Origin of the sequence: Nocardia aurantia (assembly GCF_009604425.1) — a bacterium.
In the GTDB taxonomy this organism is placed as follows: domain Bacteria; phylum Actinomycetota; class Actinomycetes; order Mycobacteriales; family Mycobacteriaceae; genus Nocardia; species Nocardia aurantia.
In genome coordinates this window covers 214498-231374 of the sequence record NZ_WEGI01000004.1, presented here as the reverse complement: position 1 = coordinate 231374, position 16877 = coordinate 214498, and the positions used below count along the sequence as shown (strand labels likewise).

Genomic DNA, 16877 nt, shown 5'->3' with positions numbered 1-16877 from the left:
TACGCTGGTTCGGCGACTGTTCGACCTGATCGAGGAAGGGGGGTCCCCATGACGCTCGAGGCCGGCCAGGCCGACATCACCCGGTTCCTCCAAGCGGCACAGACCGGTACGGTCCGCTTCGACCCGGCCGCCGCCCGCCGCTGCGCCGACCTGTACGACCAACAGGCCGGTCGGCTGCACCACCTGCAACAACGCCTCGGCTCGGTCTCGACCCTGGATGGTTTCGGCGGATTCGACTCGGCCCAGCAGTTGCAGGCCGGTTTCGGCGACAAGGCGCGTGCCGCCGCCGCGCTGCTCGACCGATACATCGCGGCCGCCTACCTCATGAAGCAGGCGTTCCTGCTGTCCGCCGGCCTCTACGACGAGGCCGACGCCGCGAACGCCGCTGCGCTGCGCGCACTTTCGAGCGGAGCGGAACGATGACGAGCGCATATCGCCACGGCCAGCCCGGTTCTCGTGCCAGCGATCCCGAATACATCAGTGCGATGGAGCATTTCGAGGGCATCCCGCACGAGCAGATCTATGCCGGCACCCAGCAGATCGATGCGGCGCGGATCGTGGCGGCGGCGCAGGTCTGGGTCGAAGCGGCGGGCACGGTCTCCACCTCCATGCCGCTGACCCGGACCACCGCCGACGACCTGATCAACGCGGCCGGGTGGGAGGGCGCCGCCGCCGAGGCCGCCTACGCCGGCACCCGCGGTTTCGCCGCCTCGGTCGACGAATTGGCCACTGTCCTGGGCGAAGTCGGCGCCCGCCTCGGCGCGGTCGCCGCCGCCGCGGAAGCGGTGAAGCTCGCGGTCGCCCCGCCCGGTGACAGCGGCCCGATCGGCGCGATCGCCCGCGCACTGGAGGCCACCGGCGTCATCAATGCCCGAATGGCCCAGGAGACCATCCGCCAGGAGGCGGTCCTGGCCATGAACATGATCTACAAACCGGCCTACTCCGCCGCCGGCTCGCACGTCCCGGCACTGCCGGACCTCCCCCAAACCGGCTCCGCGGCACCGGGTTCCGGGCACCAATCCCGCCCGAGCACCCCGTCGCCCGCCCCCGAACCGCCCGAATCCCCGGTCACACCACCGAATTCCGAACAGCCGCCGGTGCCGTCCCCCGCCCCCCGGCAACCATCGACACCGGATCACGCACCCGCGCAACCGCCGACCACGCAGACCCCGTCCCCGGCGCAACCGCCGACCTCGGACAGCCCGGCACCGGCTCCAACCGCGGACGCACCGCCCCCGGCCCAGCCGCCAACCACGGACGCATCACCGCCCCCGCCACCGGACACGCCGCCCGCCCAGCCGCCAACCGCGGACGCACCGCAACCGCCGACCCCGGACGCGCCGCCGGCCCAGCCGCCAACCGCGGACACGCCGCCTCCGGCCCAGCCGCCGACTGCGGACGCACCGCCCCCGGCCCAGCCGCCAACCGCGGACGCATCACCGCCCCCGACACCGGACACGCCGCCCGCCCAGCCGCCGACCACAGACGGACCGCCACCGTCGGCGCAGGACGGTCCGCCCCCGCACACACCGGAACCCGCACCCTCGCAACAGCTTCCGCCGCCGACACATGTCCCGGACCCGTCGACGCCACTACCGGCACCGCCGCCACCACCTCAACCGGCACCTGCACCGGTGCCCCCGCCACCGGATCCCGCACCGGGCCAGTCGATTCCGGCCGGCCCGCCCCTCAGCGACCAGGGCGGCCAACCGGGCATCACCGGCCCCATCCCGGACGACACCGCCGCACCGGCACCGGACCAGCCGGGAGTCATTCCGCCCGGCGGCTGATCCGCCGCCCAGCAATGTGGCGATCGGCCCTGCCGGCGAATCGCGACAAGACCGCGGCACCCGTTCGGCGTTCGACACCGCAATCTCGAATGCTTGCGCTTCGACCGCCCGGCCGCTGATCCGCTGCGCAGCAACGCGACGATCACCGCGCCGAGTCCCGGGCTGACCGGCTGATCCAGCCAATACACGACAACCCGGCCACCACACCCGTCCGGAGCTCGACGCCCACGATCCTCGGTGCTGCGCATCCGACTGCCGCCGCCCGGAAGTTGCGCCGGCAGGCCGGATCCCAGTCACCGGCTGCATGACCTTCGGCGGTGCTCGGAGCGGACAGCGATCGGCGCGCCGCCGAAGGTCGCCGCGCTGTGAGCGCCGGATGCGGTGGTCGAGGATCACGGCAGTGAGCCGCGCCGTAGTGGACGAGAGTCACAACGGCTCATGTGCGCGGAACCGAGCCGGCACCATCGGCATACGACCCGTCGCATCGGCATCGAAGGTATCCACTGGATCACCGCCGCCGTCTGCCGTCACATCGTGACCGAGCTCCGGAGATTCCGCCGAGCGTGCTACGAGGTTGCCCGCCGCACAGGCGGCACCGTGCTCGAGTTCCGTCCGGCTCACGGTGTGACACCGAACTTCCATCAGGGCATCATCGGCTACCACGACCGTCACATCGCCGTGGTCGCGCTCTGCGGTTCACCCGTGCTCACGATCGCCGAACCGCGGATCGTTGACAGCACCGACGGCGTAACCGATTCCGGTCCACCGACTTTCGTAGAACTCTCCGAACTGTCGGCCGCGCTGGCCGAACTACCGGGCACGGTGCTCACCGCGGCCGACCTCGACCGACCGCCGGACGCCGCGGCACGGCCGCCGAACGCCCGCGGCACGGCTCCACGTCAGCCCGGCCGACATCGCCTGCTGGCAACCGAAGACCCTCGGCGAGGCGCTCTTCGACTACTACGACTGATCCGTTCAGACCTTGACCAGATCGTCGGCGTGAATCACCGGGCGCCGCAAGCCGTCCGGGAGTTGCGAGGTGGACCGGCCCACCATGGCCGACAACTCGGAGCTGTCGTATTCGACGACCCCGCGCGCGACCACCCGCCCGTCCGGTGCGACCAGATCGATCACGTCACCACCGGAGAATCGGCCGGTCACCCCGACGATCCCGGCGGCCAGCAGCGAGCGGCGGCTGTGGGTGACCGCCTGCACGGCACCGTCGTCCAGCAGCACCGCACCACGGCTGTCGGCGGCGTGCCGGACCCAGAACTTGCGCGCGGACACCCGGGCCGACCGGGCCGCGAAGGCCGTGCCGACCGTGGCGCCGGACAGTGCGGCGCCCGCATCCGACGCGGCGGCCAGCAGCACCGGTACCCCGGCATCGGCGGCCAGCAGCGCCGCCGACAGTTTCGACGCCATGCCGCCGGTGCCCAGCGCGCCACCGCTGCCGGCGATGACGCCGTCCAGATCGGCGCTGTCGCGCACTTCGGGAACGAAGTTCGCGGAGCCCTTGCGGGGATCACCGTCGTAGAGTCCGTCGACGTCCGACAGCAGCACCAGCGCGTCGGCGCCGACCAGATGGGCGACCAGCGCGGCCAGCCGGTCGTTGTCGCCGAACCGGATCTCCTCGGTGGCGATCGTGTCGTTCTCGTTCACGACCGCCACCGCGTGCAGCGACCGCAGCCGGTCCAGGGTGCGCTGCGCGTTACGGTGATGCTCGCGCCGGGCGAAGTCACCGGCGCTCAGCAGCACCTGCCCGACCACCCGGCCGTAGCGTGCGAACGAGGTTCCCCAGGCGTGCGCCAGCGCCAGCTGCCCGACGCTCGCCGCGGCCTGTTTGGTCGCCAGATCCTTGGGGCGCGAGGACAATCCGAGCGGCGCGACACCGGCCGCGATGGCGCCGGAGGACACCACCACCACATCGGATCCGGCGCGCATCCGCGCCTCCACCGCATCCGCGAGCCGATCGAGCCGATCGGTGTCCAGGCCGCCTTCCAGGCTGGTCAGCGCCGACGACCCGATCTTCACCACGATGCTGCGCGCCGTCGCGATCGCCCGCCGGGCCGAGCTCGGTCCGTCCGCCCGAACCGGCAGCGAACCCGAATCCTCTTGCACCGTATCGGAACTCACTCGAACCATCCCTCACTCGGCCGTACCGCACCGCGGGCCCCACACCGTGGGGCCCGTATTCACTCCTCGTCCTCCGACACCAGACCACGCCGCACCCGCGAGGCGTGCTTACGCTCGGCGGCGCCGACCCGTTCGTTGTGCTCGAGTCGCGGATCCACGCCGCGGCGGGTCATCAGGACCTCGGCACCGGCGGAGATCGTCGGCTCCCAGTCGAAACAGACGTCGCCGATGGTCACCGGGGCGCCGGGTTCCGCGCCTCGGCGGACCAGTTCGTCCTCGACGCCGAGCCGCGCCAGGCGGTCGGCCAGATAGCCCACGGCCTCGTCGTTGTCGAACTGGGTCTGATGCACCCAGCGCTCCGGCCGCTCGCCGGAGACGATGAAGCCGCCGGGGATCTCCGGATCGGGGGTGACGGTGAAACCGCTCTCGCCCTTGACGATCGGCCGGATGACCGGCCGCCGCGGCTCCGCCTTCGGATGCGCCTCGCGGTATTCGCCGACCAGCTGGCCCAGCGCGAAGGTCAAGGGCCGCAAGCCTTCCCGGCTCACTGTCGAGATCTCGAACACCGGCCAGCCGCGCGTCGCGAATTCGGCGGCCACCATCTCGGCCAGTTCGGCGGCGTCCGGGATATCGATCTTGTTGAGCACCACGACGCGGGGCCGGTCCGCCAGATCGCCGAGGCCGGCGTCGCCCTGGAGCGCGGGCTGATACGCGGCCAGTTCGGCTTCCAGCGCGTCCACATCGGAGATCGGATCGCGGCCGGGCTCGCCGGTCGCGCAGTCCACCACGTGGGCCAGTACCGCGCAGCGCTCCAGATGCCGCAGGAAATCCAGGCCCAGCCCGCGGCCGTCGCTCGCGCCCGGGATCAGCCCCGGCACGTCGGCGATGGTGAAAGTGGTGTCGCCGGACTGCACGACACCGAGATTCGGCACCAGCGTCGTGAACGGATAGTCCGCGATCTTCGGCTTGGCCGCCGACAGCACCGACACCAGCGACGATTTGCCGGCCGACGGGAATCCGACCAGGCCGACATCGGCCACCGACTTCAGTTCCAGGACGAGATCGCGCTCCTCGCCGTCCTCGCCGAGCAGGGCGAAGCCGGGCGCTTTACGAGCCTTCGACACCAGCGCGGCGTTGCCGAGGCCGCCGCGCCCGCCCAGCGCGGCCACGTACCGGGTGCCGGAACCGACCAGATCGGCCAGTATCGCACCGTCGGCGGTCGTCACCACGGTCCCGTCCGGCACCTTCAGCAACAGTTCCTCACCCTGTTTGCCGTTGCGGTTGCTGCCCTCGCCGGACTTGCCGTTGCCGGCCCGGGCGTGCGGGTGGAAGTGGAAGTCCAGCAGGGTGTGCACGTTCGGGTCGACCTCGAGGATCACATCCCCGCCGTTGCCGCCGTTGCCGCCGTCGGGCCCGCCGAGCGGCTTGTACTTCTCGCGGTGCACCGAGGCACACCCGTGACCACCTTTACCGGCCCGGACGTGCAGCACGACGCGGTCGATGAATTTGGACATGTTGTGATGATCCTCCTTCAGGACATGTCGGCTGCGCCCGGTCGGCGCGGAGACGGTCGGCAAACGAAAAGCGGGTCAGGGTGTTGTGTCACCCTGACCCGCTTCGAAGTGTGTGGAGGCTCCGGCGCGGCTCAGGCCTGCGCCGGCTCCGGAACCACGATGTTCACGGTCTTGCGGCCACGCTTGCTGCCGAACTCGACCGCACCCGCCGCGAGGGCGAACAGCGTGTCGTCGCCGCCACGGCCGACGTTCACGCCGGGGTGGAAGTGGGTGCCGCGCTGCCGGACGATGATCTCGCCGGCCTGGACGGACTGACCGCCGAAGCGCTTGACGCCGAGCCGCTGGGCATTCGAATCGCGACCGTTGCGCGAGCTGGATGCACCCTTCTTATGTGCCATGACTGCTACTCCTCGTGCCTGGGGCGGTCAGACCCCGGAAGTCTGTGAGGGACGTCTCCGCGGAGAGTCCGGGGTTACTGGATGCCGGTGACCTTCAGGACCGTCAGCTTCTGACGGTGGCCCTGACGCTTGTGGTATCCGGTCTTGTTCTTGAACTTGTGGATACGGATCTTCGGGCCCTTGGTCTGATCGACCACCTCGGCGGACACCGAAACCTTCGCCAGCGCGTCCTTGTCGGAGGTCAGCGTGGCGCCGTCGACGACCAGCACCGGCACCAGCGACACCGAAGTGCCCGGCTCACCCTCGATCTTCTCGACCTTCACCAGGTCACCGACCGCGACCTTGTACTGCTTTCCGCCGGTCTTGACGATCGCGTACGTTGCCATCGGTCGGCTGCCCTTCTTTCTCTACATATGCTCGGCACTGTGCCGTGCGGCCGGCCCGGTTCGCACCGGAATACCGCCGCATCTCTGGTCTGGTAATCACCGCCGCCTCAGTGCCTGGTGGGCACGGAAACAAGGCCCGCCTTGCGGCACTCAGGTCGCACAGCAGATTGCTGTCACCGGGCAGCGACTAACCGAGGTTACAGGACGCCCGCCCGCGCGACCAAACCGGGGCCGGGCGGGCGTACCCGCTCAGTCGTTGGACTCGGGAGCTCCGGCGGCCCGGCCCGCGCCCCGGCGGCGCGGCCGGCTGCGCGGGACGGTAACCGGCTCGATCGTGGTGAAATCCACCACGGGAGCCTTCTCCTCGTCCGCACTGGACAACACGAACACCGCGCCCGCGCTGTCGGTCTTGGGCGCCGCGGCGGTCCGGGCGACACGTCGCCGCTCCCGCCGCGCTCCGGGCTCCGCGTCGGCCACCGGCTCCGGGGCCGGTGCGGGTGCGGGTGCGGCCTGCTCGCCCACCGCCACCGGCTCGGCCACTGCTTCGGCCTGCTCCACCGACGCGCTGTCGGTGTCCGCGACCGTATCCGCGGACCGCTCGGCGCGCCGCCGCAGCCGCTCCCGCGACCGGCGCGGCGACCGCTCGGCGACCGGCTCCGGGGCAGGCTCCGGCGTGATCTCCTCCGCCTCGTCGGCGAGATCGACCTCGATGATGTCGTCCTCGTCGGGCGAGTGCGAGGCCATCGCCAGCGCCACCGGATGCGCCCGCCTGACGGCCGCCTCCTCCTCCACATGCTGCGGCTCGGCGGCCGGTGCGACGCCGTTGGTGACGGCAGCCGCGGGGGCCGGCGCCTTCTCCTTGTCCTTGCGGCGGCGACGGCCCTCCCGGCGGCCGCCCACACCCTCTTCCACGGGCGCGGACTCGACCGGGTAGTTGTGCACGATGATGCCGCGCCCGTGGCAGTGCTCACAGGTGGTGGAGAACGCCTCCACCAGCCCGGTGCCCAGCTTCTTACGGGTCATCTGGACCAGGCCGAGCGACGTGACCTCGGACACCTGGTGCCGGGTGCGGTCGCGGCCCAGCGCCTCGGTCAGCCGCCGCAGCACCAGATCGCGGTTGGACTCCAGCACCATGTCGATGAAGTCGACGACGATCATGCCGCCGATGTCGCGCAACCGCATCTGCCGCACGATCTCCTCGGCGGCCTCCAGGTTGTTACGGGTGACGGTCTCTTCCAGGTTGCTGCCGCCGGCGCCGGTGAACTTGCCGGTGTTGACGTCGATGACCGTCATCGCCTCGGTGCGGTCGATCACCAGGGTGCCGCCGGAGGGCAGCCACACCTTGCGGTCGAGCGCCTTGGCCAGCTGCTCGTCGATGCGGTAGCTGCCGAACACGTCCACGTGCTCGTGGTCGTACCGCTCGACCCGGGCCAGCAGATCCGGCGCGACCGTGCGGATGTAGTTCTCCACGGTCGTCCAGGACCGGTCGCCCTCGATGACCAGCTTGGAGAAGTCCTCGTTGAACAGGTCGCGGATGACCTTGACCAGCAGGTCCGGCTCCTCGTAGAGGGTCTTCGGCGCGGACGAGTTCTGCCGGGCGTGGTCCTCGATGGTCCGCCAGGTGGCCTGTAGCCGCTCGACGTCGCGGGCCAGTTCGGGTTCGCTGACGCCCTCGGACGCGGTGCGGATGATCACTCCGGCGTCCTGCGGGACGATGTCGCGCAGGATCTCCTTGAGCCGCTTGCGCTCGGTGTCGGGCAGCTTGCGGCTGATCCCGGTGGAGGTGCCGCCCGGCACGTACACGAGGAAGCGACCGGCCAGGCTGATCTGGGTGGTCAGCCGGGCGCCCTTGTGCCCGACCGGATCCTTGGACACCTGTACCAGCACGGTGTCGCCGGGACGCAGCGCCTGCTCGATCTTGCGCTCCTTGCCGCCGAGCCCGGCGGCCTCCCAGTTGACCTCGCCCGCGTACAGCACACCATTGCGGCCCCGGCCGATGTCGACGAACGCCGCCTCCATGCTGGGCAGCACGTTCTGCACCTTGCCCAGGTAGACGTTGCCGACCATGGAAGCGCTGCCGGTGCTGGTGACGAAGTGCTCGACGAGGATGTTGTCCTCGAGCACCGCCACCTGGGTGATGTCGGCGGGACCGTGCGCGTGTTCGCCCGATTCGGCGGCGATGCGCTTCTCGCGAACCACCATCACTCGGTCGACCGACTCGCGACGGGCCAGGAACTCCGATTCGGTCAGGATCGGCGGGCGGCGGCGACCGGCTTCCCGGCCGTCGCGCCGGCGCTGCCGCTTGGCCTCCAGGCGCGTGGAGCCGGTGATGCCCTGTACCTCGTCGACGGCGCGCCGCTTGTTGCGCGGTTCGCGCTCGTGCACGACCGTATTCGGCGGATCGTCCTCGGAGGAGTCGGTCTCGCCGTCCTCGCCACCCTTGCGGCGACGGCGGCGGCGACGCCGGCGGCTCGAGCCCTCGGCGGACTCGTTCTCGTCGGCGGCGTCGTCGGCGGAGTCGGCCGATTCGTCGGTGTCCCCGGCGGCGGATTCGATGTCGCCGTCCTCGGCGTCCTCGCCGGTATCGGTGTCGTCCTGATCCTGGTCGGCGTGCTGTTCACCCCGGCCGCGACCGCGGCCACGACGGCCCCGGCGGCGCCGGCGGGAGCGACCGCCGTCCTCGCCGTCGTCCTGCGACTCGTCGTCCCAGTCGGCGGATTCGGCGTCGGTCTCCTCGGCGACCGGCGTCTCCTCGCGCTCGCGCACCTCACGCTCGCGCACGTCACGCTCGCGCACCTCGCGGTCACGCACCTCGCGGTCACGGACCTCACGGTCACGCACCTCGCGGTCACGGACCTCACGCTCGCGCGCCTCACGGTCACGTTCGCGCTCGTCACGCTCGGACTCGCGCTCGGAGCGCCGCTTGCGGCGTTCCTGCTCGGCCGCGGCGGCGTCCGGCGACAGGAACAACGGCGCCGCGAACACCGCGTTCGACTCGAAGACCACCGGTTCGGGGGCTGCGACGGGTTCCGGCGCCCGGAACGGGCTGGTGAACAGCGACTGCCGCGGCGGGGTCGGTTCGGCGGCCGCTGCCGGCTCGCCGAACGGATCGGTGCCGGCGGGTAGCGGCTCTTCTGTAGTAGCGGCCGCCGTGGCGACCTCGGATACTGTGGCGGCCTCCGCCGCCGCTGACTTCTCGGCCGTGCCGGCCTTCGCATTCGTGGTATCCGTACCGGCCGACTCGGGCTGTGCCGCCGTGGCGGTCCCGCCCTCGTCCGCAGTCGACGCCTCGGCGGACTCCGCCGGGGTCAGTGCTTCGCGCACCGACTCGGCGACGGTCCGGTCCAGGCTGGACTGCGGACTGCGGGCCTCGGCGCCCAGTTCGGTCAGATGGGCCAGAATGCGTTTGCTGGTGGTTCCCAGCAATTTGGCCAGCGCGTGCACCCGGATTCGATCGGGCAACTGCACTGCCTCCCCCGCGCCGTTCGCCTCCTGCGAAGCGCGTTCACCGTTGCTCTGCGATGTTCCCTGCGGCTCTTGATCGGCCACGAAATCTCCTCGGGCCCCCGGGCGCGTCCCTCCGTCAGGAGGGTGACGCGGCCGACGCGGGGGCGCTGTCCGTCTGCCTCACGCCCGTGCGGGCGCAAGGTCCTGTGGTCTTCGCCCCGCGTGCCCGGTTATCACCATTCGTACGTCTTTCGTCGGGCTAACTGGTCACGCGGCGCCTGGCTGTTGGCTTCGACACCAGGGTCCGAGCAATCATCCAGCGCGCGCCGGACAGCCGAGTCTTGGTAACCGTCCGGGGCAGCGATGATCGGCGTCGAACCGCGGTGCCATTCGGTAGTGTTCGTCACCCGCCACGGCGGCGGATATCCATCACTTCCGTTCCCAGTATCCCATATCCGGTGGGACACCTTCGCCATCGACGCTGTGTTCGCTGGTCCGGGCCGCTGAGCGGGCCCCCGGGCAGGTCGTTCCCGAGGGCGGCGAAGCCGTCGGCTACTGGGCGAATTCGGGGAACCAGAGCGCGATCTCGCGCTTGGCGGAATCGGGGGAATCGGACCCGTGCACGAGGTTGTACTGGGTCTCCAGGGCGTAGTCGCCGCGGATGCTGCCCGGCACGGCCTTCTCGACCGGATCGGTGCCGCCGGCGATCTGCCGGAACGCGGCGATGGCGCGCGGGCCTTCGAGCACGGCCGCGAGGACCGGGCCGGAGGTGATGAACTCGATCAGGGAGGCGTAGAACGGCTTGTCGGCATGCTCGGCGTAGTGGGAACCGGCCAGGTCGTCGCCGACCTGCTTCAGCTCCAGGGCGGCGATCCTCAGGCCCTTGCGCTCGATCCGGGTGATGATCTCACCGATCAGTCCCCGGGCCACGCCGTCGGGCTTGATGAGTACCAACGTCTGCTCAGTCACAGGCACAGCCTATAAGGCACCTGACCCCGGGAGCGACGTCGGGACTCGCGCGGCCGCCGGATCACGATCCGGACCCGGCCGCGGCCCGTTGGCTCGGCAGCAGGCCCTGTTCCATCCGGCGCTTGACGTCGTGGCGCAGCACCAGGATGAACGCCCACACCGCGGCGAAGATCACCCCGATGACGCCGATGGACACATGAATCGCGGTACCGGCGAGCACCAACGCCTGCAGGCCGAGATTGAATCCCAGCGCCCAGGACCGGCGCTGCAACCCGGCGCCCGCGAACATCAGCACCGCCAGACCGACCAGGCACAGCACCGACCACCAGCTCAGCCCGCCGCCGACCGCCCCGACCACGGGCAACGCCAGCAGGACGGTGATGGCCTCCAGCACCAGCGTGCCGGCCATCACACCGCGCAGGCCCTTCCACGGATCGGTGGCCGGCGGCGGAACGGCCGGCTGTCCTTCCTCACCACTCATTGCGGATCCTTTCCGAACAGCGATCGGGCCGCACCGGCGGTGACCACCGATCCGGTGATGACGATGCCCGCCCCCGAGATCGGCTCGCCGGTGTCCCCGGCCTCCTCGGCGAGAGCGATGGCGGTCTCGACCGCGTCGGCCAGGGTGGTGGCCGAAACGACCCGCTCGTCGCCGAACCGCTGCACCGCCCGGTCGGCCAGATCGTCGACCGGCATCGCGCGCGGGGAGCCGTTGGTGGTGACCACGATCTCGTCGAAGATCGGTTCCAGGGCGGTCAGCATGCCGTCGACGTCCTTGTCCGCCAGCACCGCGACCACGCCGATCAGCTTACGGAAATCGAACTCCTCGGTCAGCGTGGCGGCCAGGGCGCGCGCACCGTCCGGATTGTGCGCGGCGTCGAGGAAGATGGTGGGCGCGCTGCGCATCCGCTCCATCCGGCCGGGACTGATCGCGCTCGCGAAACCCGCTCGCACCGCGTCGATGTCGAGTTGCCGCTCGGCCCCGGCGCCGAAGAACGCCTCGACCGCCGCCAGCGCCAGCGCCGCGTTGTCGGCCTGGTGCTTGCCGTGCAGCGGCAGGAAGATCTCGTCGTACACCCCGCCCAGGCCTTGCAGCTCCAGCACCTGCCCGCCGACGGCGATCCGCCGCGACAGCACCCGGAATTCCGAGCCGGCCCGCGCGACGGCGGCGTCGGCGGCCACGGCCCGGCGTAGCAGCACCTCCATCGCCTCCGGTTCCTGCCGGCCGATGATCGCGACGGTGTCGCGCGGTACCAGCAGATCCTTCGGCGCGGCCTTGATGATCCCGGCCTTCTCCCCCGCGATCGAGGTCAGGTCCGAACCCAGGTAGTCGGTGTGGTCGAGGCCGATCGGAGTGATCACCGCGACCTGCCCGTCGACGACGTTGGTGGCGTCCCAGGTGCCACCCATCCCGGTCTCGATCACGGCGACATCCACCGGCGCCTCCGCGAACGCGGCGTAGGCCATGGCGGTGAGCACCTCGAACTTGCTCAGCCGCGGGCCACCGGCCGCCTGCGACCGCTCGTCGATCATCTCGACGTACGGCAGCAGTTCGCGGTAGGTCTCGACGTACCGCGCGGGGGTGATCGGCGCGTTGTCGATCGCGATGCGCTCGGTCGTCAGCTGCAGGTGCGGGCTGGTGAACCGGCCGGTGCGCCGGTGCAGCGCGGTCAGCAGCGAGTCGATCATCCGGGTCACCGACGTCTTGCCGTTGGTACCGGCGACGTGGATGGCCGGATACGACTGCTGCGGCGAGCCCAGCAGATCCATCAGGGTGGCGATGCGGGTGAGCGAGGGCTCGATCTTCTGCTCGCCCCACCGCGCGTCGAGTTCGGCCTCGGCCAGCGCCATCTCGGCCAGATCGACCGGGGACGGGCCCGAGTGCAGGCGCCCGGCGCCCCCGTGCTGATGCTCCGGTTCCGCGTTCACGCCTGCCTCACTCCCGCTCGTCGTCACTTACCGGCCAGTTTCGCGATCTCGTCCAGGCGCGCCCCGATCCGGGCCACCTCCGCCTCAGCGATCTCCCGCCGGGCACGGATCTTGGCGACCACCTCGTCGGGCGCCTTGGCCAGGAACGCCTCGTTACCCAATTTCGCTGCGGTGCCGGTCAATTCCTTCTGCGCGGCGGCGAGATCCTTCTCCAGCCGGCGGCGTTCGGCGTCGAGGTCGATCGTCCCGGAGGTGTCGATCTCGACGGTCACCGTCGCCGCGGACAGCCGCACCTCCAACGAGGCGGTGGCCGCGAATCCGTCGGCGGCGTCGGTGAGCCGGGCCAGGTTGGTGATCGCGGCCAGCTGACCGTCCAGATCCGCGGCGCCGACGCCGACGATCCGCGCGGCCACCTTCTGGCTGTCGATGAGCCCCTGATCGCTGCGGAACCGCCGGATCTCCGTGATCAACCGCTGCGCGTCCGAGATACGCTGCGCCGCAACCTCGTCCGCGGGCACACCGGAATCCTGTGGCCAGGCGGCGATCACGATCGACTCGCCGGCGGTACGCGCACCCCGCTCGTCGGTGGTCAGGGCCAGCCACAGAGATTCGGTGACGAACGGCATGGCCGGATGCAGCAGCCGCAGCACGGCGTCGAGCACCGTGCCCAGCACCACGCGGGTCGCGGCGGCCCGCTCGGCCGATTCGGCGAACTGCACCTTGGCCAGTTCCAGGTACCAGGAACAGAATTCGTCCCAGGTGAAGTGATAGAGCGCCTCGCAGGCCTTGCCGAACTCGTACCGCTCGAACGACGAATCCACTTCGGCGCGAACCTCGTTCAGCCGATCGAGGATCCAGCGGTCGGCGTCGGTGAGCGCGGCGCGCGCGGGCAGCTCGCCCGGCACGGCGCCGTTCATCAGCGCGAACCTGGTGGCGTTGTACAGCTTGGTGACGAAGTTTCGGGACGCCTGCACGTGCGGTTCGCCGACGGACAGGTCGCTGCCCGGCTGCGCACCCCGCGCGAGCGTGAAACGTGTTGCGTCGGCGCCGTATTCGTCGATCCACACCAGCGGATCGACGCCGATGCCCTTGGACTTCGAGTACTTGCGGCCGAATTCGTCGCGGATCAGGCCGTGCAGGAACACGTCGTCGAACGGCACCTGCTTGCGCCGCGGATCCTTGCCGGTGGTGATCGCCGCGTCCTCGGACACGAACATGCCGAACATCATCATCCGCGCCACCCAGAAGAACAGGATGTCGTAACCGGTGACGAGCACGCTGGTCGGATAGAACTTCGCCAGCTCCGGTGAGGAGTCCGGCCAGCCCATGGTGGAGAACGGCCACAGTCCGGAGGAGAACCAGGTGTCGAGCACGTCCGGGTCCTGCACATAGCCCTCGGGGGCCTGCTCGTCCGGGCCGACGCACACGACGTCGCCCTCGGGGCCGTACCAGATCGGGATCCGGTGGCCCCACCACAGTTGCCGGGAGATGCACCAGTCGTGCATGTTGTCGACCCATTCGAACCAGCGCGGTTCCTGGCTCGCCGGGTAGATCGTCACGTCGCCGTCGCGGACCGCGTCACCGGCGGCCTTCGCCACCGATTCCACCTTCACCCACCACTGCATCGACAGCCGGGGCTCGATGGGCTCACCGGACCGTTCGGAGTGACCGACACTGTGGACGTACGGCCGCTTCTCGGCGACCACCCGGCCCTCCTCGGCCAGCCGCTCGCGGATCTTCACACGCGCCTCGAACCGGTCCATGCCGTCGAATTCGGTTCCGCTGTCGGCGATCTTGCCCGACTTGTCCATGATGGTCGGCATCGGCAGGTTGTGCCGCAGGCCGAGTTCGAAGTCGTTCGGATCGTGCGCGGGCGTGATCTTCACTGCGCCGGAACCGAATTCGGGGTCGACGTAATCGTCGGCGACGATCGGGATCTGCCGGCCGGTGATCGGGTGGTACACCGTGGAGCCGATCAGGTCCCGGTACCGCTCGTCCTCGGGATGCACCGCCACCGCGGTGTCGCCGAGCATGGTCTCCACCCGGGTGGTGGCGACGATCACGTGCGGTTCGTCGTCGTTCAGTGAGCCGTAGCGCAGCGAGACGAGCTCGCCCTCCACGTCCTCGTACTTCACCTCGACGTCGGAGATGGCCGTCTGCAGCACCGGCGACCAGTTCACCAGGCGCTCGGCGCGGTAGATCAGGCCCGCGTCGTACAGGCGCTTGAAGATGGTCTGCACGGCACGCGACAGGCCGTCGTCCATGGTGAAGCGGTCGCGGGCCCAGTCGACGCCGTCGCCGAGGCGGCGCATCTGGCCCTGGATCGCGCCGCTGGACTCGCGCTTCCAGTCCCAGACCTTGTCGATGAACAGCTCGCGGCCGAAGTCCTCCTTGGTCTTGCCGTCGGCGGCGAGCTGCTTCTCCACCACGCTCTGGGTGGCGATGCCGGCGTGGTCCATGCCGGGCAGCCACAGCACCTCGTACCCCTGCATCCGCTTGCGGCGGGTCAGCAGGTCCATGAGGGTGTGGTCGAAGGCGTGGCCCATGTGCAGATTGCCGGTCACGTTCGGCGGCGGCAGCACGATCGAGTAGGCGGGCTTGTCGCTGCCGGCGTCGGCATGGAAGTAACCGGCCGCTACCCAGCCCTCGTACAGTTCGGCCTCTACATCGCCGGGGTTCCAGCTCTTGGGGAGGTCGTCGGCACGATTGCGTGAGTTCTCAGGGGCTGCGCTGGTCACCGTGCGATTCTAAGGAGTGGAGGGGCTCACAACCTAAAAGGGTCGGCAGATACCCGAAGGGCGGGGCTTTCGGCGGATGAGGGACACCGAAAACCCCGCCCACGCCAACTAGATTACCGCCGTTTCCGGCACGGAAACCGAATCCAAAGCCTTTTCTCAGGTTCTGTCCGAATCACTTGCGTTGCCCTAAGTTTCCCGGTCACGAGGCCGGCGACGCGGCCGGGATGGGACACTATCGGCCGCCCGGCGGGGCTGTCGACCGTCACAGTCGCGATCGCCGGACCCGCAGGTCGGCCGGTTTCGGCGAGGCGCCGGATCGGCGCCCGCCACCCGCTCCGCGCGCCGGCACGACCGGCACCGGACAGTCCGATGGTTCCGAACGGAATGAGACAGTGGCGGATTTCCGCACTCGAATCGGGTCTCAGCACGTTTCCGGCGAACCCGTATTTCACCGTTGGGCACCGGCGGTGAATTCGATCACACCCGGCAATGGCGGCATTTCGCCGCTTCCGTACGGCGTGTCACGGAAACATACGCGGCGAATTCGCGCCGGGCACCAGCATGGGGCGGGCCGCGGGCAGCGCGCGGAAGACCGCGGGCAACATCCCGATCGGCTCCCCGTCGGCGGTCACCGGCGCCGCGGCCGACACTCGCACCGACGGCGTCCGATACTGGACCACCGCCGGATGTTCGATGCGCCGACCGGCGGCCAGGGCCGGCAGCAACCGCGCCATCTCCGGCCGGGTCATCCGGCCGACCACGGTCACGTCGAGCAGTCCGTCGTCGAGGGCGGCGTCCGGGCAGATCAGCATGCCGCCGCCGTAGCTGCGGGTGTTGCCGACGGCGACCATGACCGCTTCGGCGACCGGTCCGGTCGTGATCGGCCCCGTCGATCCGTCGCCGGTATCGACTTTCCTTGCGCTGTCCGGCAATTCGATGCGATACGGCACCGCGAGACGCCCGGTGAGTTCGAGCAGCGCCGCCAGGCTGTATCGCAGCGATCCCTTCGGGCGGCGCATCCGGTTGGCGCGCAGTGTCACTCGCGCGTCGAACCCGGTGGCCGCCACGGTCGCGAAGCGCAGCGCACCGGGTGCCGGATCACCGAAATCCCGCTCCACCGAGCCGGTTTCGGGCGCGGGTAGCATGTGTTCGCCGGTCTCGACCAGACCCAGATCGATCGTCCGGACCGTCCCGTCGCAGACGATGTCGGCCGCGCGCTCCGGATCGCCCTCCGGAATGCCGAGCTCTCGGGCCAGATCGTTGCCGGTGCCGCCGGGCAGCAGCCCCAGCGGCACGTCGCTGCCGGCCAGGGCCTGCAGCACCACGCAGATCAGGCCGTCACCACCCGCGCAGACGACCGCGGCGGGCGCCTCCGGCGCGGCGACGGCGGCCGCGACCAGCCGCCGGGTCTCGTCGGCCGTCGCCCCGCACACCTCGCGCACCCGCACGCCCCGGGCGTCGAACCGGGCCCGCGCGGCCGTGGCCGCCGCCAGCCCCTTGCCGTGGCCGGACAGCGGGTTGGTCACCAGCAGAATTTCACGCACCACACCACCTCACCGGGCCCGACCGTAGC

Annotated in this window: 12 protein-coding genes; 2 read left to right on the top strand and 10 right to left on the bottom strand. The window is 70.4% G+C overall.

Annotated features, from left to right (window positions below; genetic code table 11):
- The first annotated feature begins 48 nt into the window (after positions 1–48).
- Positions 49–423 (top strand): hypothetical protein, encoded by a 375-nt coding sequence (locus tag NRB56_RS10370; protein WP_153340816.1) that lies wholly within the window; start codon positions 49–51, stop codon positions 421–423.
- Positions 420–1790, top strand: coding sequence for a hypothetical protein (locus tag NRB56_RS10365; RefSeq protein ID WP_153340814.1), 1371 nt, complete (start codon positions 420–422; stop codon positions 1788–1790). The genes NRB56_RS10370 and NRB56_RS10365 overlap by 4 nt, the downstream gene beginning before the upstream one ends.
- Before the next feature lie 975 nt (positions 1791–2765).
- Here NRB56_RS10365 and proB read toward each other — a convergent pair.
- The 10 genes from proB to NRB56_RS10315 all read right to left on the bottom strand — a co-directional run bounded on the left by proB (position 2766) and on the right by NRB56_RS10315 (position 16848).
- Positions 2766–3887 (bottom strand): glutamate 5-kinase, encoded by a 1122-nt coding sequence (gene proB, locus NRB56_RS10360; protein ID WP_153341308.1) that lies wholly within the window; start codon positions 3885–3887, stop codon positions 2766–2768.
- Positions 3888–3982: 95 nt separating this feature from the next.
- Entirely contained in the window at positions 3983–5437 is a 1455-nt protein-coding gene (gene obgE, locus NRB56_RS10355) for a GTPase ObgE (protein ID WP_153340812.1), read from the bottom strand.
- Between the two features lie 131 nt (positions 5438–5568).
- Positions 5569–5835 carry a 50S ribosomal protein L27 gene (gene rpmA / locus NRB56_RS10350; protein WP_153340810.1) on the bottom strand — a complete coding sequence of 89 codons (267 nt, stop codon included), beginning with the start codon at positions 5833–5835 and terminating at the stop codon, positions 5569–5571.
- 74 nt (positions 5836–5909) lie between these two features.
- Entirely contained in the window at positions 5910–6221 is a 312-nt protein-coding gene (gene rplU, locus NRB56_RS10345) for a 50S ribosomal protein L21 (RefSeq protein WP_153340808.1), read from the bottom strand.
- A gap of 249 nt (positions 6222–6470) precedes the next feature.
- A complete protein-coding gene (locus tag NRB56_RS10340) occupies positions 6471–9770 on the bottom strand; it encodes a translation initiation factor IF-2 N-terminal domain-containing protein (protein ID WP_456320175.1) in 3300 nt (1099 codons plus the stop codon).
- Positions 9771–10220: 450 nt separating this feature from the next.
- Positions 10221–10637: a nucleoside-diphosphate kinase gene (ndk, locus tag NRB56_RS10335; protein ID WP_319942803.1), complete on the bottom strand. Its 417-nt coding sequence runs from the start codon at positions 10635–10637 to the stop codon at positions 10221–10223.
- A gap of 61 nt (positions 10638–10698) precedes the next feature.
- On the bottom strand, positions 10699–11118 hold the full coding sequence (locus NRB56_RS10330) for a DUF4233 domain-containing protein (protein WP_153340806.1): 420 nt from the start codon (positions 11116–11118) through the stop codon (positions 10699–10701).
- Positions 11115–12488, bottom strand: a complete 1374-nt coding sequence (gene folC, locus NRB56_RS10325; protein ID WP_153341302.1) for a bifunctional tetrahydrofolate synthase/dihydrofolate synthase — start codon at positions 12486–12488, stop codon at positions 11115–11117. The genes NRB56_RS10330 and folC overlap by 4 nt, the downstream gene beginning before the upstream one ends.
- A gap of 101 nt (positions 12489–12589) precedes the next feature.
- On the bottom strand, positions 12590–15304 hold the full coding sequence (locus tag NRB56_RS10320) for a valine--tRNA ligase (RefSeq protein WP_319942802.1): 2715 nt from the start codon (positions 15302–15304) through the stop codon (positions 12590–12592).
- A gap of 521 nt (positions 15305–15825) precedes the next feature.
- A complete protein-coding gene (locus tag NRB56_RS10315; RefSeq protein WP_319942801.1) occupies positions 15826–16848 on the bottom strand; it encodes a diacylglycerol kinase family protein in 1023 nt (340 codons plus the stop codon).
- Positions 16849–16877 lie beyond the last annotated feature (29 nt).